This is a genomic window from Thermomonas fusca DSM 15424 (genome assembly GCF_000423885.1).
Lineage (GTDB): Bacteria > Pseudomonadota > Gammaproteobacteria > Xanthomonadales > Xanthomonadaceae > Thermomonas > Thermomonas fusca.
In genome coordinates this window covers 78,817-98,574 of record NZ_AUIV01000012.1, presented here as the reverse complement: position 1 = coordinate 98,574, position 19,758 = coordinate 78,817, and the positions used below count along the sequence as shown (strand labels likewise).

General features: G+C 70.9%; 20 protein-coding genes. 18 read left to right on the top strand and 2 right to left on the bottom strand.

All coding sequences use genetic code 11. The annotated features are described in order from the left end of the window. Positions 1-96 precede the first annotated feature (96 nt). The 13 genes from gspE (at position 97) to G582_RS15865 (ending at position 12,286) form a co-directional block, all read left to right on the top strand. Positions 97-1,812, top strand: coding sequence for a type II secretion system ATPase GspE (gene gspE, locus G582_RS0107220; RefSeq protein ID WP_028839264.1), 1,716 nt, complete (start codon positions 97-99; stop codon positions 1,810-1,812). A 4-nt stretch (positions 1,813-1,816) separates the two neighbouring features. After that, positions 1,817-3,034, top strand: coding sequence for a type II secretion system protein XpsF (gene xpsF, locus G582_RS0107215; protein ID WP_028839263.1), 1,218 nt, complete (start codon positions 1,817-1,819; stop codon positions 3,032-3,034). A gap of 124 nt (positions 3,035-3,158) precedes the next feature. Beyond that, positions 3,159-3,587, top strand: coding sequence for a type II secretion system major pseudopilin GspG (gene gspG, locus G582_RS0107210; protein WP_028839262.1), 429 nt, complete (start codon positions 3,159-3,161; stop codon positions 3,585-3,587). Between the two features lie 12 nt (positions 3,588-3,599). Further along, positions 3,600-4,055 carry a type II secretion system protein XpsH gene (xpsH, locus tag G582_RS0107205; protein WP_051246952.1) on the top strand — a complete coding sequence of 152 codons (456 nt, stop codon included), beginning with the start codon at positions 3,600-3,602 and terminating at the stop codon, positions 4,053-4,055. Between the two features lie 35 nt (positions 4,056-4,090). Continuing rightward, a complete protein-coding gene (xpsI, locus tag G582_RS0107200; protein ID WP_028839260.1) occupies positions 4,091-4,507 on the top strand; it encodes a type II secretion system protein XpsI in 417 nt (138 codons plus the stop codon). Next, positions 4,504-5,130 (top strand): hypothetical protein, encoded by a 627-nt coding sequence (locus tag G582_RS0107195; RefSeq protein ID WP_028839259.1) that lies wholly within the window; start codon positions 4,504-4,506, stop codon positions 5,128-5,130. Before xpsI ends, G582_RS0107195 begins: the two co-directional genes overlap by 4 nt. Beyond that, on the top strand, positions 5,127-5,948 hold the full coding sequence (locus G582_RS0107190) for a type II secretion system minor pseudopilin (protein WP_028839258.1): 822 nt from the start codon (positions 5,127-5,129) through the stop codon (positions 5,946-5,948). Before G582_RS0107195 ends, G582_RS0107190 begins: the two co-directional genes overlap by 4 nt. Before the next feature lies 1 nt (position 5,949). Further along, positions 5,950-7,074: a PilN domain-containing protein gene (locus G582_RS0107185; protein WP_038053255.1), complete on the top strand. Its 1,125-nt coding sequence runs from the start codon at positions 5,950-5,952 to the stop codon at positions 7,072-7,074. Beyond that, positions 7,071-7,673 carry a type II secretion system protein GspM gene (gene gspM / locus G582_RS15870; RefSeq protein ID WP_038053253.1) on the top strand — a complete coding sequence of 201 codons (603 nt, stop codon included), beginning with the start codon at positions 7,071-7,073 and terminating at the stop codon, positions 7,671-7,673. The genes G582_RS0107185 and gspM overlap by 4 nt, the downstream gene beginning before the upstream one ends. Then, positions 7,670-8,425, top strand: coding sequence for a hypothetical protein (locus G582_RS0107175; RefSeq protein ID WP_028839256.1), 756 nt, complete (start codon positions 7,670-7,672; stop codon positions 8,423-8,425). Before gspM ends, G582_RS0107175 begins: the two co-directional genes overlap by 4 nt. A 17-nt stretch (positions 8,426-8,442) precedes the next feature. Next, a complete protein-coding gene (gene gspD / locus G582_RS0107170; protein WP_038053252.1) occupies positions 8,443-10,602 on the top strand; it encodes a type II secretion system secretin GspD in 2,160 nt (719 codons plus the stop codon). Further along, positions 10,599-11,453, top strand: coding sequence for a glycosyltransferase family 2 protein (locus tag G582_RS0107165; protein WP_425476539.1), 855 nt, complete (start codon positions 10,599-10,601; stop codon positions 11,451-11,453). The genes gspD and G582_RS0107165 overlap by 4 nt, the downstream gene beginning before the upstream one ends. Beyond that, on the top strand, positions 11,450-12,286 hold the full coding sequence (locus G582_RS15865) for a glycosyltransferase family 2 protein (protein WP_051246949.1): 837 nt from the start codon (positions 11,450-11,452) through the stop codon (positions 12,284-12,286). The genes G582_RS0107165 and G582_RS15865 overlap by 4 nt, the downstream gene beginning before the upstream one ends. Before the next feature lie 33 nt (positions 12,287-12,319). Here the strand turns inward: G582_RS15865 and pyrF are convergent, their stop codons facing one another. Together pyrF and ettA are read right to left on the bottom strand one after the other, a co-directional pair. Then, entirely contained in the window at positions 12,320-13,135 is an 816-nt protein-coding gene (gene pyrF / locus G582_RS0107155) for an orotidine-5'-phosphate decarboxylase (protein WP_028839253.1), read from the bottom strand. Between the two features lie 116 nt (positions 13,136-13,251). After that, the gene (gene ettA, locus G582_RS0107150; protein WP_028839252.1) at positions 13,252-14,916 is read right to left on the bottom strand and encodes an energy-dependent translational throttle protein EttA; all 1,665 of its coding nucleotides are present in this window, start codon (positions 14,914-14,916) and stop codon (positions 13,252-13,254) included. Between the two features lie 171 nt (positions 14,917-15,087). On the opposite strand from ettA, the gene glyA reads away from it, so the two are divergent. Genes glyA through ribB form a run of 5 tightly spaced genes read left to right on the top strand, consistent with a single transcriptional unit; the run spans position 15,088 to position 19,756 of the window. After that, positions 15,088-16,356 (top strand): serine hydroxymethyltransferase, encoded by a 1,269-nt coding sequence (gene glyA, locus G582_RS0107145; RefSeq protein WP_028839251.1) that lies wholly within the window; start codon positions 15,088-15,090, stop codon positions 16,354-16,356. Positions 16,357-16,393: 37 nt separating this feature from the next. Beyond that, the gene (nrdR, locus tag G582_RS15860; RefSeq protein WP_051246946.1) at positions 16,394-16,948 is read left to right on the top strand and encodes a transcriptional regulator NrdR; all 555 of its coding nucleotides are present in this window, start codon (positions 16,394-16,396) and stop codon (positions 16,946-16,948) included. A 41-nt stretch (positions 16,949-16,989) separates the two neighbouring features. Continuing rightward, positions 16,990-18,051 carry a bifunctional diaminohydroxyphosphoribosylaminopyrimidine deaminase/5-amino-6-(5-phosphoribosylamino)uracil reductase RibD gene (gene ribD, locus G582_RS0107135; RefSeq protein ID WP_051246942.1) on the top strand — a complete coding sequence of 354 codons (1,062 nt, stop codon included), beginning with the start codon at positions 16,990-16,992 and terminating at the stop codon, positions 18,049-18,051. Next, positions 18,051-18,653: a riboflavin synthase gene (locus G582_RS0107130; protein WP_028839249.1), complete on the top strand. Its 603-nt coding sequence runs from the start codon at positions 18,051-18,053 to the stop codon at positions 18,651-18,653. The genes ribD and G582_RS0107130 overlap by 1 nt, the downstream gene beginning before the upstream one ends. Beyond that, on the top strand, positions 18,650-19,756 hold the full coding sequence (ribB, locus tag G582_RS0107125; protein ID WP_028839248.1) for a 3,4-dihydroxy-2-butanone-4-phosphate synthase: 1,107 nt from the start codon (positions 18,650-18,652) through the stop codon (positions 19,754-19,756). Before G582_RS0107130 ends, ribB begins: the two co-directional genes overlap by 4 nt. The last annotated feature ends 2 nt before the right edge of the window (positions 19,757-19,758 follow it).

Genomic DNA, 19,758 nt, shown 5'->3' with positions numbered 1-19,758 from the left:
CCACGCGCCCGGTGGTCCGCAAGCCACCGGGCGCTGTCGTTTCGGCGCCGGCCCGCGGCCTGCTAAAGTCCGCGACGGACCGTTGGAGTGCCGTGCGTGAACGCAGTTGCAACTCAGCTTGAGCCGCTGCAGGCGGATGCGGACGAACGCATCGTCGCCCTGCTGCTCCAGCGCGGCAAACTGAAAGAACCGGACCTGGCGCGCGCGCGGCGGCTGCATGGAGAGGATGGCGGCAGCCTGCTGCACCTGCTGGCACGGCTGGGCCTGGTGTCCGAGCGCGACCATGCCGAGGCCTGCGCGGCCGCGCTGGAGCTGCCGCTGCGCAGCGCCCGGGACGTGCCGGAACTGCCGCCCGAAGAGGTGGCGCTGGGCGTCAAGTTCATGCAGCAGTTCCACGTGGTGCCGGTGACGGCGGACGCCAACGGCATCGACGTGCTGCTGGCCGATCCGCAGGACGGCTATGTGCTGGAGGCGGTGCGGCTGGCGGCTGGCCGTGCGGTGCGCCCTGCAGTGGCGGTGCGCTCCGAGATCGACGAGCTGATCGAACGCTGGCACGGCCAGGGCCGCAGCGCGATGGAAGGCATCGTCGAAGGCGCGGAAGGCGAAGCCGGGCCCGACGATATCGAGCACCTGCGCGACCTTGCCTCGGAAGCACCGGTGATCCGGCTGGTCAACCTGCTGATCCAGCGCGCGGTCGAACTGCGCGCCTCCGACATCCACGTCGAACCGTTCGAGAACCGGCTGAAAGTGCGCTACCGCATCGACGGCGTGCTGGAGGAGGGCGAAAGCCCGCCGACCAACCTGACCGCCGCGATCATCAGCCGCATCAAGATCATGGCGAAGCTCAACATCGCCGAGCGGCGCCTGCCGCAGGACGGCCGCATCGTGATGCGCGTGCAGGGCAAGGAACTCGACCTGCGCGTGAGCACGGTGCCCACCGCGCACGGCGAATCGGTGGTGATGCGCCTGCTCGACCGCGAGACGGTGGTGCTGGATTTCGAGCGGCTGGGTTTCGGCAGCGCGTTCATGCCGCGCTTCCAGAAGGTGCTGGAGCAGCCGCACGGCATCCTGCTGGTGACCGGCCCGACCGGCTCCGGCAAGACCACCACCCTGTACACCGCGCTGAGCAGGCTCAACACGCCCAAGGTCAAGATCATCACCGTCGAAGACCCGGTGGAATACCAGATCGAGGGCATCAACCAGATCCAGGCCAAGCCGGCGATCGGGCTGGATTTCGCCAGCGCGCTGCGCAGCATCGTGCGCCAGGATCCGGACATCATCATGATCGGCGAGATGCGCGACCTGGAAACCGCGCGCATCGCCATCCAGTCCGCGCTCACCGGCCACCTGGTGCTGAGCACGCTGCACACCAACAACGCCGCCGGCGGGATCACCCGCCTGCTGGACATGGGGGTGGAGGATTACCTGCTCACCTCCACCGTCAACGGCATCGTGGCCCAGCGGCTGGTGCGCCGGCTGGAGCCGGTGCATGCGCAGAAGTACCCGGCCTCGCCGGAGGAAATCGAGAAATTCGGCCTGCGCCGCTTCCAGCCGCAGGGCGAGATCTTCCTGTACCGCGCGGTGCCGTCGGCGCTGTCGGCCACCGGCTATCTCGGTCGCACCACCATCATGGAGTTGCTGGTGATGGACGACGCGGTGCGCCGTGCGGTGATGCGCCACGCCGGCATGGACGAAATCGAGAGCCTCGCGCGCGAGGCCGGCATGGCGACGATGTACGAGGTCGGCATCGCCAAGGCGTTGCGCGGCGAGACCACCATCGAGGAAGTCCTGCGCGTGACCGAGGACGCCTGAGCCGATGGCGCTCTACCGCTACAAGGCGCTGAACGCGCGCGGCGAGCTGCTGGATGGGCAGATGGTAGCGGCCGGCGAGGCCGAGGTGGCAGCGCGGCTGCAGGAGCAGGGCCATCTTCCGGTGGAAGCCAGGCCCGTGTCGGAAGCGGGCGGCGAGGTGCCGTGGCGGACGTTGCTCAAGCCCAAGCCGTTCGCCGGCGCGCGGCTGGTGCAGTTCACCCAGCAGCTGGCCACCCTGCTGGGCGCAGGGCAGCCGCTGGACCGCGCGCTGGGCATCCTGCTGGAGCTCCCGGAAGACGAGGCGGCCCGGCGGATCGTCGAGGACATCCGCGACGCGGTGCGCGGTGGCGCTTCGCTGTCGACGGCGCTGGAGCGCCAGCACGGCGCGTTCGGCCGGCTGTACGTGAACATGGTGCGCGCCGGCGAAGCGGGCGGCAGCCTGCACGAAACGCTGCAGCGGCTGGCCGACTACCTGGAGCGTTCGCGTGCGCTGCGTACCCGCGTGGTCAACGCGATGGTGTATCCGGTGATCCTGCTGGCCATGGTGGGGCTCTCGCTGCTGTTCCTGCTGGGCTACGTGGTGCCGCAGTTCGCCGGCATGTACGAGAGCCTGGACGCGCAGCTGCCGTGGTTCTCGCGGCTGGTGCTGGGCGTGGGCGTGTTCGTCCGCGGCTGGTGGATCGCGATCCTGGCGGTGCCGCTGCTGCTGGTGCTGTGGCTGGAGCGCCTGCGCCGCGATCCCGCGGTGATGCGCCGCTTCGACGGCTGGCTGCTGCAGAGCAGGCTGGCCGGGCCGCTGGTGGCCAAACTCGAAACCGCGCGGCTGGCGCGCACGCTGGGCACGCTGCTGCGCAACGGCGTGCCGCTGCTGTCGGCGCTGGGCATCGCCCGCAACGTGCTGGACAACCGAGTGCTGGCCGACGACGTGGCCGCGGCCGCCGAGGAAGTGAAGAACGGCATCGGCCTGTCCGCCGCGCTGGCCAGGGGCAAGCGGCTGCCGCGGCTGGCGCTGCAGATGATCCAGGTGGGCGAGGAGTCCGGCGCGCTGGATGCCATGCTGCTGAAGACCGCGGATACCTTCGACCAGGAAACGCAGGCGGCGATGGACCGGCTGCTGGCGGCGCTGGTGCCGGTGGTGACGCTGGTACTGGCGGCGGTGGTGGGCGTGGTGATCCTGTCGGTGCTGGCGCCGATCTACGACCTGACCAACGTGGTGGGATGAGTGCGCCAGCCATCCTTCCGAAATCCGAAATCCGAAATCCGAAATCCGAAATCCGAAATCCGAAATCCGAAATCCGAAATCCGAAATCCGAAATCCGAACTACAACCCAAGCCGGGGCAGTGCAATGCGTGAACGTCGCAATTTCCGTCCGATCCCCAGGGCCGCGCAGGGCGGCTTCTCGCTGATCGAGATCATCGTGGTGGTGGTGCTGATCGGCGGCATCGTCGCCTTCGCCGCCTCGCGCATCCTGGGCGGCGGCGACCGCGCCAAGGTCAAGCTGGCGCAGGCGCAGCTGCAGACGCTGGCCGAGAAGGTGCAGCAGTTCCAGATGGATACCGGCGCGCTGCCGCCCACCCTCGACGCGCTGGTCACCTCGCCCGGGGCCGCCGGCTGGCTGGGCCCCTACGCCAAGCCGGCCGACCTGAAGGATCCGTGGATGCATCCGGTGCAGTACAAGCTGCCGGGCGAAGGGCGGGCGTTCGACCTGGTCAGCCTGGGCGCGGACGGCCAGCCCGGCGGCGACAGCGTGGACGCCGACCTGCGCTTCGAATAAGCGGACGGGCGCGTGCGCGGTCGGTCGGCCGGTTTCACCCTGCTGGAGATGCTGGTGGTGCTGGTGATCATCGCCGCCGCCAGCCTCCTGGCCATGGCCGCGTTCGGCGATGGCCTCCGCGGCGCGCGCCTGCATTCGGCGGCGAAAGAGGTGGCCGCGCAGCTGCGCTTCACCCGCGCGCTGGCGATCGCCAGCGGGGTGCCGCAGGAGTTCGTGATCGACCCGGCCGCCCGCGTCTGGCGCGCGCCGAAAGGCCGCCACGGCCGCCTGCCGGACACCGGCGAACTGGTCTTCACCGGCGCGCGCGACCTGCGGCCCGCGTCAGCTGAAGGCGCGGTGCGCTTTTTCCCCGACGGCGCCGCCACCGGCGGGCGGGTGCGGATGGCGGCCAATGGCGGCGGCTGGGATGTCGACGTGGCCTGGCTGACCGGCGAGGTGCGGCTGCGCCGGATCGGAGCCACCCAATGAGCGCGCGGCGGCGCAGCGGTGCGCGCGTGCCGACCATGCGGCGGCAACGCGGTTTCACCCTGATCGAGATCGTGGTCGCGTTCGCGCTGCTCGCGCTGGGCCTGACCCTGCTGCTGGGCACGCTGTCCGGCGCCAGTCGCCAGCTGCGCCAGGCCGGCGATGCCGGGCAGGCAGCGCTGCATGCGCAGTCGCTGCTGGCCGAGCGCAGCGACGCGTTGCTGCAGCCGGGGCAACTTGACGGCAGCTTCGAGCAGGGCCGCTATCGCTGGCACTTGGCGGTGACCCCGTGGCAGGAGCCGCAGGCGCGCGCCGCAGCGGCCGACCCGTTCGCCGCGCGCCTGCTGCACCTGCGGCTGGACGTGCGCTGGGGCGACGGCGGGCCGCAGCAGCAGCTGCAGGTGAACTCGCTGCGGCTGGTACTGCCAACAGCGGCGGACGGCGTCCGGCCATGAGGCGGGCAGCGGCGGGCTTCACCCTGATGGAAGTGCTGCTGGCCACCTCGCTGCTGGCGGCGGCACTGGCGCTGGGATTCGGCATCCTGCGCGCGGCCGGTGCCACGGTGGCGCGCGGCGAAGCAATGGCGGAGCGCAACGAGCGCATCCGCGCGGTGTCGCAGTTCCTGCGGCAGCGCATCGGCGGCGCCGGGGCCATTGCCTTCGGTCTCGATGCGGACAGCGGCCAGTCGCTGCGCTTCGCCGGCGACGCGCGTTCGATGCGTTTCGTTGCCGAACTGCCGGCCTACCTGGGGCGCGGCGGGCCGCAGCTGCATGCGCTGCAGGTGGGTGGTGCCGGCCAGGCGCGGCGGCTGGAGGTCGGCTTCCAGCTGCTGCGCGCAGGCGAGGCGCTGCCGGCTTCGCGGCCCCCGGAACCGCTGGCCGATGAGCTGGCCGAAGTCGAATTCGCCTACCGCGCGCTGGCTGCCGACGGCCGGCCCGGACCGTGGGAGCGCGTCTGGACCGCGCCGCAGGCGCTGCCGATGCAGGTGCGGGTACGCATCCGCGATGCCCGCGGCCCTTGGCCCGAGATGGTGGTGGCGCTGCCGCTGGCGGGCGCCGGCATGGAGGCACAGCGATGAGGATGGCGCGCGGTGCGGCGCTGCTGCTGGTGCTGTGGCTGGTGCTGCTGCTGAGCGGGCTGGTGGCCGGCTATGCACTGTCGGCGCGGGTCGAATCAATGCAGGGCAACGGGGTGGCGCGCGCGACGGTCGCGGGCGAGGCCGCGCGCGCCGGGATCGAATACGCGGCGTCGCGGCTGCTCGATCCCGACCCGGCGCGCCGCTGGGTGGCGGATGGGCGCAGCTACCGCTTCGCGCTGGACGGCATCGCGATTGATGTCGCGGTGCGCGACGAGGCCGGCAAGATCGACCTCAACGCAGCTTCGTTCGAGCTGCTGCAGGCCTTCTTCGAAGCGCTGGGCGAGCCGCGCGCCGCGGCGACCAGACTCGCTGCGGCGGTGGTCGACTGGCGCGATGCCGACAGCCTTGGCCAGCCTGCCGGCAGTGCCGAAGATGCCGATTACGCGGCGGCCGGTCTGGACGGCGGCGCCAAGGACGCGCATTTCGACACCGTGTCCGAGCTGGCGCAGGTGCTGGGCATGCGCCCGGCACTGCAGGCCGCCGCGGCGCCGCACCTGACCGTGTACGGCGGCCGCGCGTTGCCGGATGCCGGGGTTGCCGATGCGGTGGTGCGCAAGGCGCTGGGATTGTCCGCGCAGGCCGTGCCGGTGGATCCGGCAGCGCCCCCGGCGCCGGGCAGCGGCACGTATAGTATTGAGAGCCGCGCCCGGCTTGCCGATGGGCGCAGTGCGCGATGGTCGGTGGTCTTGCGGATGGGGAGCAGCGGTTTGCCGGGTTCGACGTACACGACACTGCATTGGGCCGCGGGGGAACCGTGAAGTGAGCACTGCCGCATTGCGCTGGCCGTGGCCCGGTTCGGGTCTGCGCGGCTTCCTGTCGTGGTGGCGGGCCGGTCTGCTGGGCTGGCTGCCGGCGCGCTTGCGCCGGGCGCTGGCTGCGGGCGACGACCGCCTGCTGCTGTGTCCCGACGCGGGCGAGCTGGGTTTGGAACTGCAGCAGGCGGGTGAATTGCGCCGGCTTGCCTCGCTGCCGCTGCCGCTGGCCGCGGCGGTGGATCCGCTGGCCGATCTGCTGCGCGAGCGCGCCATCGGCATGCCGCGCTGGCTGCTGCTGCCGGGCGCCTGCGGCCTGCGCCGCGGCCTGCTGCTGCCGGCGGCGGCGCGGGGGCGCCTGCGCGATGTGCTGGCGTTCGAGATCGAGCGGCAGACCCCGTTTGCCGCTACCGACGTGCTGTTCGATGGCCGCGTCCTCGCGCTGCGCGGCGATGGCCAACTGCAGGTCGAATTGGTGGTGGTACCGCGCCAACAGCTGGCCGTGGCAACCGCTGGCCTGGGCGGGCAGGGCGAGCGGCTGGCCGGGGTGGATCTGGCCGACGAGGCCGGGCATCCGCTGGGCGTCAACCTGTTGCCCCCGGCGCAACGGTATGCGCTGCGCGATCCGTGGCGGCGCTGGAACTGGCTGCTGGCGCTGGCCGCGCTGCTGGCGCTGGCGCTGGGCATGGGTCAGCTGCTGGACAACCGCCGTGTCGCCGCGGATGCGCTGCACGCCGAGATGGCCAGCCGTGAAGCCGGCGCGCGCGCGCTGTCGGCGCAGCGCCAGCGGCTGCAGGACGGGATGGAAGGCGCCGCCTACCTGCGCGCGCAGCGCGCGGCGCGGCCGTCGTCGGTGGAATTGCTGGACGCACTGGCGCAGCGGCTGCCCGAGGGCACCTGGCTGGAGAAAGTGTCGGTGGAAGGCGACCAGCTGACCCTGATCGGCCTGTCCAACCAGGCCGCGGCGCTGGTCGGGAAACTGGAGGGCGCGCCGCAGTGGAGCGCGCCGGCCCTGAGCGGTGCCCTGCAGCAGGACCCGCGGCTGCGGGTGGATCGCTTCACCCTGGTGGCGAAGCTGGCGACCGCTGCCGCGCCCGCCGCAGCTAACGCACCGGCCGGGGGCGTGCGGTGATCCGCGCCGACCGCGACCGCTGGTTGGCGCTGGCGCTGCTGCTTGCGGTGCTGGGGCTGGTCTATCTGGCGCTGGTGCATCCGCTGTTCACGCTGCCGATGCGCGCCGCCGATGCCCGCATCGCTGAACTGCAGGAACGCGACGCACGCCTGCGCGGCCTGCTGGCGCAGCGACCGCAGATCGAGCGCGCGTTGGCGACCCCGGAAGCGCAGGACGGCGGGTCCGGCTTCCTCGCCGAAGCGACAGCAGAGCTGGCCGCCGCCGCGCTGATCCAGCGGCTGGAGCGGGTGGTGGCGGACGCCAGTCCCGGCGGTCGCGGCTGCGCCATCGTCAACCGCACCCCCCTGGGTGACGACGCCGGCGGCGGTCGTTACCGCCGGGTCACCGTGCAGGTGCGGCTGCGCTGCGGCAATGCCGAAATGCTGGCGGTGCTGCATGCGCTGGAGTCGGGGCGGCCGTGGCTGTTCGTGGACGCGCTGGGAATCACCGCGCAGCGGTATTTCGCCGTCCCCGGCGCCGCCCAGCCGCAGGAGGGCGGGCTGGATGTCGGCTTCAACCTGTACGGCTACCTGCGCCCCACCGCGGGGGCACAGCCATGAGCGGCGGGCAGGGTTTCGCCCATTCGTTGGGCCGCGCCAGGGCATCGACCTGGCTGCTGGCCGCCGCCTGCGCTTGGGCGCTGCTGCTGTGGCTGGCGGCGGCGCTGGGCATGGGCACGCGCATCGCGGCGGTGGCGGCGCAGGCGCCGGGCGCGCTGCCGGCGCCGCCCGCGGTCGTTGGCGAGCGCATCGGTCCGCTCGGCCAGTACGCGGAAGCGGCGTCGCGCCCACTGTTCACCCAGGATCGCCGGCCGCGCGCCTTCCTCGCTGTCGCCCAGGGCGAAGGCGAGGGCAGCGGCGCGGCGCTGGATTTCGTCCTCACCGGCGTGCTGATCAGCCCGCAGGTGCGGCTGGCGATCCTGCAGCCCAGCGGCGGCGGCGATTCGCAGCGCGTGCGCGAAGGCGCTGCGCCGGAGGGTGCGGCCGACTGGCGGTTGCTGGAAGTGCAGCCGCGGCGGGCGCTGTTCGAGGGCCCCGGCGGGCAGCTGGCGCTGGAGCTGCGCGCCTTCGGCGTTGCAGGCTCCGCTGAGCCACGCGCCGATGCCGGAACGCCGAGGCCGATGGTGCTGCCACCGCCGCAGCCAGACGCCCCGCAGGTGCAGGCCGCGCGCGAGGCTACGCCCGACGACGCGCGCAGGATCGACGACATCCGCCGGCGCATCGAAGCGCGGCGTGCGCAGTTGCGACAACAGAACCAGGACGCCGGCGACGGCGGCGGGCGTCTGCGCCCACTGTCAGGACCGGCCCGATGACGAAGGCAAAGCAGCCCATGAACCGAACGTTTCTTCGCGCGCACCTGCGCCCCGTGCTGGTCGCCGTGCTGGCGGGGATGCTGGCGGCCTGCGCCAGTGCGCCGCAGCCGCAGATGCACCGGGCGACGCAAGCGGCTGGCCATCAGGCCGATCCCGCCGCCGGCGCCGACATCCGTCGCGAGGTGCTGCAGGAACTCGGGAACGAGGCGCCACAGCCGGTGATCCGCCGTGCCAGCAGCGCGCCGATCAACCAGGCCGTGGCCAGCGCGCCGCCGCCCTCGCTGGCCAGCAGGGGCGAGGCCAGCTTCAACTTCGAAGGCGAGTCGCTGCACGCGGTGGTCAAGGCGATCCTCGGCGACATGCTCGGCCAGAGCTACAGCATCGCGCCCGGCGTGCAGGGCACCGTCACCGTTGCTACCCAGAAGCCGGTCGGCGCGGCCGGCGCGCTGGGCCTGCTGGACCAGGTGCTGGCGCAGAACGGCGCGCGCATGGTCTACAGCGACGGCCGCTACAACATCGTCCCGGCCGACCAGGCGCTGCAGAGCGGGGTGGTGCCGCGCACCGGTTCGGCGGCGCTGGCGCGCGGCTTCGAGTCGCGGGTGGTTCCGCTGCGCCACGTCTCCGCGCTGGAGATGGAGAAGATCCTCAAGCCGTATGCGCGGCAGGGTTCGATCGTCAGCATCGACGGCGCGCGCAACCTGATCACGGTCGCCGGCACCCGCGCCGAGCTGGAAAACTACCTGCGCACCATCCAGGTGTTCGACGTCGACTGGATGGCCAGCATGTCGGTGGGCGTGTTCCCGCTGCAATCCGGCCGCGCCAGCGACGTGGTGCAGGACCTGGAGCGGGTGTTCGGCGCGCAGGCCAACACCCCCGTCGCCGGCATGTTCCGCTTCATGCCGCTGGAATCCACCAACGCGGTGATGGTGATCACCGCCCAGCCCGCCCACCTCGACGAGATCCGCCAGTGGATCGACCGCATCGAAGGCGGCAGCGGTGACGGCAGGCTGTTCGCCTACGAGCTGAAATACATCAAGGCGCGCGACCTGGCCGACCGGCTGGGCGAGGTGTTCGGCGGCACCACTGCCGGCGGTCGCGGCGAGCCGTCGCTGATGCCCGGCCTGCAGGCCGGCGAACTGCGTGGCCGTGACGATGCCGGCAGCCGATCCGGCGGTGATGCCGGTGGCCTCGGCGAAGGCGCCAGCCTGCCGCAGGCCGGCAGCGGCAATGGCCGGGTGACCCTGAAAATCGACGGCAGCGAAGTGGGCGTCTCGGCGGTGGAGGACACCAACTCGCTGCTGGTGCGCGCCAGCCCGGCGCAGTGGAAATCGATCCGCCAGGTGATCGAGCGCCTCGACGTGATGCCGATGCAGGTCCACATCGAGGCGCAGGTGCTGAGCGTGGCCCTGAAGGGCGAACTGCAGTACGGCGTGAGCTGGTTCTTCGACCAGGCGGTGGCCGACAAGGGGCTGCCGCTTCCCACCGGCCGCAACAGCTGGGGCACCCATGCGGGCAGCGTGTCGGCGCTGCCCAACGGCGCCGGCAACCTGCTCAATTGGACCTTCCTCGGCAGCAGCGCCGCAGCCATCGTGCAGGCGCTGGACAACGTCACCGACGTGCGCACCCTGTCCTCGCCGTCGGTGATGGCGCAGAACAACCGCGAGGCCGTGCTCAACGTCGGCCAGAAGATCCCGGTGGCCTCGGTCAGCTTCAACCCGCAGACCGGCGGCGACACCGGCACCTACAGCCAGGTGCAGTACCTCGACACCGGCATCATCCTCAAGGTGCGCCCGCGCATCAGCCGCGACGGCATGGTGTTCCTGGACATCGTGCAGGAAGTCAGCAAGCCCACCGGCATCGCCGACAGGTTCGGCAACGTCCGCATCGACACCAGCAAGGTCACCACCAGCGCGGTGGCCACCAGCGGCGAAACCGTGGTGCTGGCCGGCCTGATCAGCGAAGGCAGCGGGAGCAACTCCAGCGGCGTGCCGGGGCTCAGCCGCATCCCGGTGCTGGGCGGTCTGTTCGGCATGCAGGGCAAGAGCAAGAACCGCGACGAACTGGTGGTGCTGATCACGCCCACGGTGGTGCGCAACCCGCAGGAGGCGCGCGCGCTGACCGACGAATACGGCAGCCGCTTCCGCGCGCTGGAACCGATCTACAAGCCGAAGAAGTGATCCGCAGCGATCCCGCCCTGCCGATCGTGCTGGTGCCGGTGGGCACCGACGAGGACGCACTCGACGCCTGCCTGGCCGCACTCGATGCCGGCACGCCTGCGGGCACGCGGGTGTGGCTGGCGGACAACGCCCAGGCCGGGCCGCGCGGCGTCGCCCTCATCGAAGGCTGGCTGGCACGTACCCGCCTGCAGGCCGCGCACACCCGTCGCGCCGCGCCGCTGGGCGAAGCCGCGCACATGGACGAGGCGCTGCGCGCCTGCGCCGACGCCGACGTTGCGGTATTGGCCAGTGACGCGGCGCCCGCGCCCGGCTGGCTGGAGCGGCTGGCCGAATGCCTGGCGCGCGATCCGGCAATCGCCAGCGCCACCCCGTGGAGCAATGCCGGCGAGGCTGCGGCGTGGCCGCGGATCGGCGAGATCGCCACGCTCGAATACCCGTCGCCGCTGCTGGCCCAGGCCTGCGCACTGCTGCCGCCGGTGCATCCAGAATTGCCGGCGGCGGTGGGCCATGCGGTGCTGCTGCGCGGCCGTGCCCGCGTGCAGGCGGGCGGGCTGGATGCCGCCAGCTATCGCTCCTGGTACGCTGCGCTGATCGACTTGAGCCTGCGCATGGCCGGGCTGGGCGGACGCAACGTGCTGTGCGAAACCGCCTTCGTCCTGCGCGCCGCCGAAGGCGCGCCGCGCGAGGGCGACATGGACGCGCTGTGTGCGCGCTGGCCGGCCTGGCACGCGCGGATCGCACACTGCCTGATGGACGACCCGCAGCGCGCGCTGCGCACCCGCCTGGGCGAGGAGCTCGCGCAGCTGGCGCGGCTGCCGCCGCAGGCCGACCTGTTCGCGGGCGCCTCGTGAGCGACGCCGGCATCGCCGTCGTGGTGGTCTCCTGCAACAGCGAGGAGACGCTGGACGAATGCCTGTCGCGGCTGCGCGCGGCGGACGGCGTCGAAGAAATCCGGGTGATCGACAACGCCTCGCGCGATGCCGGCATCGACCTCGTGCAGCGCCATGCGCTGGCCGATGCGCGCCTGCGCTTCATCGCCAACCCGGACAATCCCGGCTTCGCCGTGGCCTGCAACCAAGGCGCGGCGGCCAGTGCCGCGCCGTGGCTGGCCTTCGTCAATCCCGACTGTTTCATCGAAACGGACACGTTGGCGCGGCTGCGTGATGCCGCCGCTTCGCTGGCCGATGCGCTGGTAGGCGGCGTGCTGCGCGGCGAGGACGGCACGTTGGACGCCGCCGCGCGCCGGCGCGATCCGGACTTCGCGGCGATGCTGCGCACCTCAAGCGCGCGCGGACTGTCGTTGCCGCGCGATCCGGCGCAGGCGCTGCAGCTGGTGGATGCGGTGTCCGGCGCGCTGCTGCTGCTGCCGCGCGCGCTGTTCGCCCGCATCGGCGGCTTCGACGAAGGCTACCGCCTGCATGCGGAGGACCTGGACCTGTGCCGGCGCGTGCGCCAGGCCGGCGGCGTGGTCGCCATCGCCAACGACAGCGAGGTACTGCACGTGCGCGGAGTGTCGTCGCGCTCGCGGCCACTGTTCGTCGAATGGCACAAGCACCGCGGCCTGTGGCGGTATTTCCGCAAGTTCGAGGCGGCGCGGCGCGGGCGCCTCACCCGCGCCGCGGTGTTCGCGATGATCTGGGGGCGTTTCCCGCTGGCGGCGCTGCGCGCGGCGCTGCGCCGCTGACCGCGCCCGCTCCGATGCCGTGCGCGACAGCGTTCAGCGGTAGCGGTTGATCTGGTCGCGCAGCGACTTGGCCGCGTCGGCCGCCGCTTCCGCATAGCCTTCCCCGCGCGAGGCGTACAGGATCCCGCGCGAGGAATTGATCATCAGGCCGGTGCCATCGGCGGAGCGGCCATTGCGCACCACCGCCTCGACGTCGCCGCCCTGCGCGCCCACGCCGGGGATCAGCAGCGGCATGTCGCCGACGAGGCCGCGGATCACCTTCAACTCCTCCGGGAAGGTGGCGCCGACCACCAGCGCGCAGTTGCCGTCGCCGTTCCACTCGCCGGCAATGGTGCGGGCGACGTGCTGGTACAGCGGTGCGCCGTCCACCAGCAGTTCCTGGAAGTCGCGCGCGCCGGGGTTGGAGGTGTGGCAGAGGAACACGCAGCCGCGGTCGTTGTACTGCAGGAACGGATCGGCCGAATCGCGGCCCATGTAGGGGTTCAGCGTCACCGCGTCGGCGCCGAAGCGCTCGAACGCCTCGCAGGCGTATTGCTGCGCGGTGCTGCCGATGTCACCGCGCTTGGCGTCCAGGATCACCGGCACGTCCGGGTGCGCGCCGTTGAGGTGCGCGATCAGCCGCTGCAGCTGCGTCTCGCCGTCGTTGTGGGCGGCGAAGTAGGCAATCTGCGGCTTGAAGGCGCAGGCGTATTCGGCGGTGGCATCGGCGATGTCGCGGCAGAACGCGAACAGCGCATCCACATCGTTGACGAAGCGATCCGGGAACTTCGCCGGATCCGGGTCGAGGCCGACGCAGAGCAGGCTGTTCGCCTCGCGCCAGCGGGCGCGCAGTTTTTCGATGAAGGTCATGCGGTAATCCCCCGTTTGGCTCCTCCCCCCTGCTTGCAGGGGGAGGCTGGGAGGGGGTTAGCGGTGGCGCAACCCCACTCCGGCCCTCCCCTTCAGGAAGGGGAGGGAGAGAAGCGTCACTTCAGCGCCTTGAACCGCAGCCGCTTCGGTCCGGCATCGTCGCCCATGCGGCGCTTCTTGTCTTCCTCGTACTCGCGGTAGTTGCCCTGGAAGAACTCCACGTGCGAGTCGCCCTCGAAGGCGAGGATGTGGGTGGCGATGCGGTCCAGGAACCAGCGGTCATGCGAGATGACGAAGGTGTTGCCGGGAAACTCCAGCAGCGCGTCTTCCAGCGCACGCAGGGTCTCGATGTCGAGGTCGTTGGACGGTTCGTCAAGCAGCAGCACGTTGCCGCCCTGCAGGAGGGTCTTGGCCATGTGCAGGCGGCCGCGTTCACCGCCGGACAGCGAACCCACCAGCTTCTGTTGGTCCTGGCCCTTGAAGTTGAAGCGGCCGATGTAGGCGCGCGACTGGATCTCCACGCCGTTGATGTTGAGGATGTCGAGGCCGCCGGAGACTTCCTGGAACACGGTGTGGTTGCCTTCCAGCGCGCCGCGGCTCTGGTCGACGTAGGCCAGGTTCACGGTCGGGCCGATGTTGATCGATCCCGAATCCGGCTTCTCCTGCCCGGTGATCATCTTGAACAGCGTCGACTTGCCGGCGCCGTTCGGGCCGATGATGCCGACGATGGCGCCCGGCGGCACGATCATCGACAGGTCGTCGATCAGGAGGCGGTCACCGAACCGCTTGCTGACGTTCTTGAATTCGATCACCGAATTGCCCAGGCGTTCGCCCGGCGGAATGAAGATCTCGTTGGTCTCGTTGCGGCGCTGGTAGTCCACCGACTGCAGTTCGTCCAGCCGCGCCAGACGTGCCTTGCCCTTGCTGCGGCCGCCCTTGGCGTTGCTGCGCGCCCATTCCAGTTCCTTCTGGATCGCCTTCTGCCGCGATTTCTCCTGGTTCTCTTCCTGCTTCAGGCGCTCGTCCTTCTGGGTCAGCCAGTCGGTGTAGTTGCCCTTCCACGGGATGCCGCGGCCGCGGTCGAGTTCGAGGATCCACTCGGCGGCGTTGTCGAGGAAGTAGCGGTCATGGGTGACCGCCACCACGGTGCCGGTGTAACGCGCCAGGAACTGCTCCAGCCATTCCACCGACTCGGCATCGAGGTGGTTGGTGGGTTCGTCAAGCAGCAGCATGTCGGGCTTCTGCAGCAGCAGGCGGCACAGCGCCACGCGGCGCTTCTCGCCACCCGACAGCTTGCCGACGATGGCGTCCCACGGCGGCAGGCGCAGCGCGTCGGCGGCCACTTCCAGCTGGTTTTCAAGGGTGTGCGCATCGCCGGCGGCGAGGATAGCCTCCAGCCGCTCCTGTTCCTTGGCCAGCGCGTCGAAATCCGCGCCCTCCTCGGCATAGGCGGCATAGACCTCGTCCAGCCGGGCCTGCGCCTGCAGCACTTCGCCCACGCCTTCTTCCACCGCCTGGCGCACGGTGTGTTCCGGGTTCAGCTCCGGCTCCTGCGCCAGATAGCCGACCTTGATGCCGGCCTGCGGGCGCGCCTCGCCTTCGAAATCCTTGTCCACGCCGGCCATGATCCGCAGCACGGTGGACTTGCCGGAGCCGTTCAGGCCCAGCAGGCCGATCTTGGCGCCGGGGAAGAAGCTCAGCGAGATGTCCTTGATGATCTGCCGCTTCGGCGGAACCACCTTGGACACGCGGTTCATGGTGTAGATGTATTGCGAGGACATGCGCGCTCCGGGCGTACGGCGGCGGCCTGCACCGGGCAGGGCCGCGAAGGGATTTCGGGATGCGGAAATTATAGCTGGAACGGACAGTTGCGGCGGGAAAATGGCCGGGAACGGGCGCGAAACGGGCTAGAATTCAGCTTCCCCACGTCCCCCCATTTCCGGAGCCGCCCGATGTTCTCCCGCGCCGATACGCTTGCCGCTTTCGACCCCGAACTGGCCAAGGCCATCGCCGCCGAGGACCGCCGCCAGGAAGACCACGTCGAGCTGATCGCTTCCGAGAACTACGCAAGCCCCAGGGTTATGGAAGCGCAGGGCAGCCAGCTGACCAACAAGTACGCCGAGGGCTACCCGGGCAAGCGTTATTACGGCGGCTGCGAATACGTCGATATCGCCGAGCAGCTGGCGATCGACCGCCTCAAGCAGCTGTACGGCGCCGACTACGCCAACGTGCAGCCGCACAGCGGCAGCCAGGCCAACCAGGCGGTGTACTTCGCGCTGCTGCAGCCGGGCGACACCATCCTCGGCATGTCGCTGGCGCACGGCGGCCACCTGACCCACGGCGCCAAGGTCAATGCCTCCGGCAAGCTGTTCAACGCGGTGCAATACGGCGTCAACGACGAAGGCCTGATCGACTACGACGAAGTGGAGCGCCTCGCGCTGGAGCACAAGCCGAAGATGGTCGTCGCTGGCTTTTCCGCCTATTCGCAGGTGGTCGACTGGGCGCGCTTCCGCGCCATCGCCGACAAGGTCGGCGCCTATCTGTTCGTGGACATGGCCCACGTGGCCGGCCTGGTCGCCGCCGGCGTGTACCCGAGCCCGCTGGCGCACGCGCACGTGGTCACCTCCACCACCCACAAGACCCTGCGCGGCCCGCGCGGCGGCATCATCATCGCCAGCCGCGCGGCGATGGGCGAGCAGGCCGAGGAGATCGAGAAGAAGCTGCAGTCGATCGTGTTCCCCGGCATCCAGGGCGGCCCGCTGATGCACGTGATCGCCGCCAAGGCGGCGGCGTTCAAGGAAGCGCTGGAGCCGGCGTTCACCGAATACCAGCAGCAGGTGGTGAAGAACGCGCAGGCAATGGCGAAGGTGATCATTTCCCGCGGTTACAAGATCGTCTCCGGCGGCACCCGGAACCACCTGATGCTGGTCGACATGATCGGCAAGGACGTGTCCGGCAAGCAGGCGGAAGAGGCACTGGGCAAGGCGCACATCACCGTCAACAAGAATTCGGTGCCGAACGACCCGCGCAAGCCCTTCGTCACCTCCGGCCTGCGCATCGGCACCCCGGCGGTTACCACCCGCGGTTACAAGGAAGCCGACTGCGTGGCGCTGGCCGAGTGGATCTGCGACGTGCTGGACAACCCCAACGACGACAACGTGATCGCCGGCGTGCGCGCCAACGTCGAGAAGCAGTGCAAGCAGTTCCCGGTGTATGGCTGAGCGCAGGGCGCGGGCGAACGCTGCCCGTTGCTGACTTATGCATTGCCCTTTCTGCCAGCACAGCGACACCCGCGTGATCGATTCGCGGGTGTCGGAGGACGGCGCCACGATCCGCCGCCGGCGCGTCTGCGAGGCCTGCGGCGAGCGCTTTTCCACCCTCGAGACCATCGAGCTGAAGCTGCCGGCCATCGTCAAGTCCGACGGCCGGCGCGAGGCGTTCGATGCGCGCAAGTTGCGCACCGGCTTCGACCGCGCGCTGCAGAAGCGGCCGGTGGCGGAGGAGCAGATCGAGGCCGCGGTGCGGGCGGTGGTGCACCAGCTGCGGATGGCCGCCGAGCGCGAGATCCCGGCGCGCCGCGTCGGTGAGTTCGTGATGGCCGAGCTGCGCAAGCTCGACCACGTCGGCTACGTGCGCTTCGCCTCGGTCTACCGCAGCTTCGAAGACGTGGCCGACTTCCGCGAGGAGCTGGACCGGCTGGAGCGCGATCTTCCCGGCGAGGGCCAGCTGCCGCTGCTGGAGGAAGGGAAGAGGGGGTCGGAGTCACTTTCCCCCCGCCCTCCTGCCAAGCCGGGCAAGGACAAGGAAAAGTGACTCCGACCCCCTTCTCGTTTTCCGCCACCGACCACGCGCTGATGGCGCGCGCGTTGCGCCTGGCCGAACGCGGCGCGTACACGGCGCGCCCCAACCCGATGGTGGGCTGCGTGATCGCCCGCGATGGCGAGGTGGTGGGCGAGGGCTGGCACCAGCGCAAGGGCGGGCCGCACGCGGAGGTGTTCGCGTTGCAGGCCGCCGGCGACCGCGCGCGCGGCGCGACCGCCTACGTCAGCCTCGAGCCCTGCGCGCACCACGGCAGCACGCCGCCGTGCGCGGAGGCGCTGGTGGCGGCCGGGGTGGCGCGGGTGGTCGCGGCCATGCGCGATCCGTTCCCGTCGGTGGACGGCGCCGGCTTCGAACTATTGAAGGGCGCCGGGATCGCGGTCGAACACGGTTTGATGGAAGCGCAGGCGCGCGAGCTGAACCGAGGTTTCCTGGCTCGGGTCGAGCGCGGCCGGCCCTGGCTGCGGGTCAAGCTGGCGATGAGCCTGGACGGTCGCACCGCGATGGCCTCCGGTGACTCCAAGTGGATCAGCGGCGAAGCTTCGCGCCACGATGTGCAGCGCTGGCGCGCGCGCAGCGGCGCGCTGCTGACCGGCGCCGGCACCGTGCTGGCGGACGACCCGCAGCTCACCGTGCGGCTGGAAGACGGCAGCGAGTTCCTGCCGCCGCTGAGGGTGGTGCTGGACCCGGGCCTGGCCACGGTGGCGCGCGGCCGCGTGCGCGAAGGCGAGGCGCCGACCCTGTACATCCACGCGCCGGATGCCCGGCTGCCCCGCGGCATCGAAATCGACCACGTTGCGGTGCCGGCGCAAGGCACCCGCTTCGATCTCGATGCGGTGCTGCGGCTGCTGGCCGCGCGTGGCGTCAACGAAGTGCAGCTGGAGGCCGGCGCCACCCTTGCCGGCGCCTTCCTCGACGCCGGTCTCGTCGACGAACTGCTGCTGTACGTGGCGCCGGTGCTGCTGGGCCCGCGCGCGCGGCCGCTGTTCGACGGCCTGCACATCGACGTGATGGCGCAGCGGCTGAAGATGCGGCGCATCGACAGCACCGTGGTGGGCGAGGATCTGCGCCTGCTGCTGCGCCCGGAGGAAAGCTGATGTTCACCGGACTGATTGCCGGCGTCGGCCGGCTGGCGGCGCGCGAAGCCCGCGGCGGCGATGCCCGCCTGGTGATCGACACCGGCACCCTGCCGTTCGACGGCGTGCAGCTGGGCGAAAGCATCGCGGTCAACGGCTGCTGCCTGACCGTGGTCGAATTCGACGCGACGAGCTTCGCCGTCGACGCCTCCAACGAGACGCTGGCACTGACCACGCTGGGCCGGCTGGCCATCGGCGCGCCGGTGAACCTGGAGCGCGCCATGCTGCCCACCGACCGCCTCGGCGGCCATCTGGTCAGCGGCCACGTGGACGGGCTGGCCAGCGCCGAGCGGCGCTGGGACGACGCGCGTGCGGTGCGCTGGCGGTTTTCGGCGCCGCGGCCGCTGCTGCGCTACATCGCCCACAAGGGCTCGGTCTGCGTGGACGGCGTCAGCCTGACCGTGAACGCCGCCGACGACACCGGTTTCGAGGTCGCACTGATTCCGCACACGGTGGAACACACCGCCTTCCGCGCGCTGCAGGTCGGCGACGCGGTCAACATCGAAGTGGACCTGCTGGCGCGCTATGCCGAGCGCCTGCAGGCAACGAAGGACTGGACATGAGCTTTGCAAGCATCCCGGAACTGCTGGAAGAACTGCGCGCCGGGCGCATGGTGGTGGTGGTCGACGACGAGGACCGCGAGAACGAAGGCGACCTGATCATGGCCGCCGAGCTGGTCAAGCCGTCGGACATCAATTTCATGGTGACCCACGCGCGCGGGCTGGTCTGCCTGTCGCTGACCCGCGAGCGCTGCGCGCAGCTGGGCCTGAACCCGATGGTGCGCGACAACACCTCGCAGCACCACACCAATTTCACCGTCAGCATCGAGGCCGCCGAAGGCGTCACCACCGGCATCAGCGCCTACGACCGCGCGCATACCGTGCGCACCGCCGTGCGCCCCGATGCCAAGCCGTCCGACCTCAGCCAGCCGGGCCATATCTTCCCGCTGATGGCGCAGCCCGGCGGCGTGCTCAACCGCGCCGGCCACACCGAGGCGGCCGCCGACCTGGCCCTGCTGGCGGGCTTCGAGCCGGCCGGCGTGCTGGTGGAGATCCTCAACCCCGACGGCAGCATGGCGCGCCGCCCGCAGCTGGAGGCGTTCGCCCGCGAGCACGGGCTGAAGATCGGCTCGATCGAGGACCTGATCCGCTACCGGCTGGACACCGAACACACGGTCGAGTGCATCGACAGCCGCGAGATCGACACCGACCACGGCCGCTTCCTGCTGCACACCTGGCGCGACCGCCTGACCCGTGGCCTGCATTACGCGCTGGTGCGTGGCGAGGTGGCCGGGGACGAGCCGGTGCTGGTGCGGGTGCAGCAGCAGAACCCGCTGGCCGACGCGCTGCACTGGCGGCGCGCCGATTTCGGCCCGCTGGTGGGCGACGTGCTGGCGATGATCGCCGCCGACGGCCGCGGCGTGCTGGTGTTGCTGGGCGATGCCCCCGACGCCGAGGCCACCCTGGCGCGCATCCGTGAACAGCCCGCGCCGCCCGCCAGCAAGGCCGGCGCGCTGGCGCAGTGGCGGCGCAACGGCGCCGGCTCGCAGATCCTGGCCACGCTGGGTGTGCGCCACCTGCGCGTGCTCGGCACCCCGCGCCGGCAGGTCGGGCTGGCCGGGTTCGGGTTGGAGGTAGTGGAATACGTGGTGCTGCCGGCGCGGTAAAC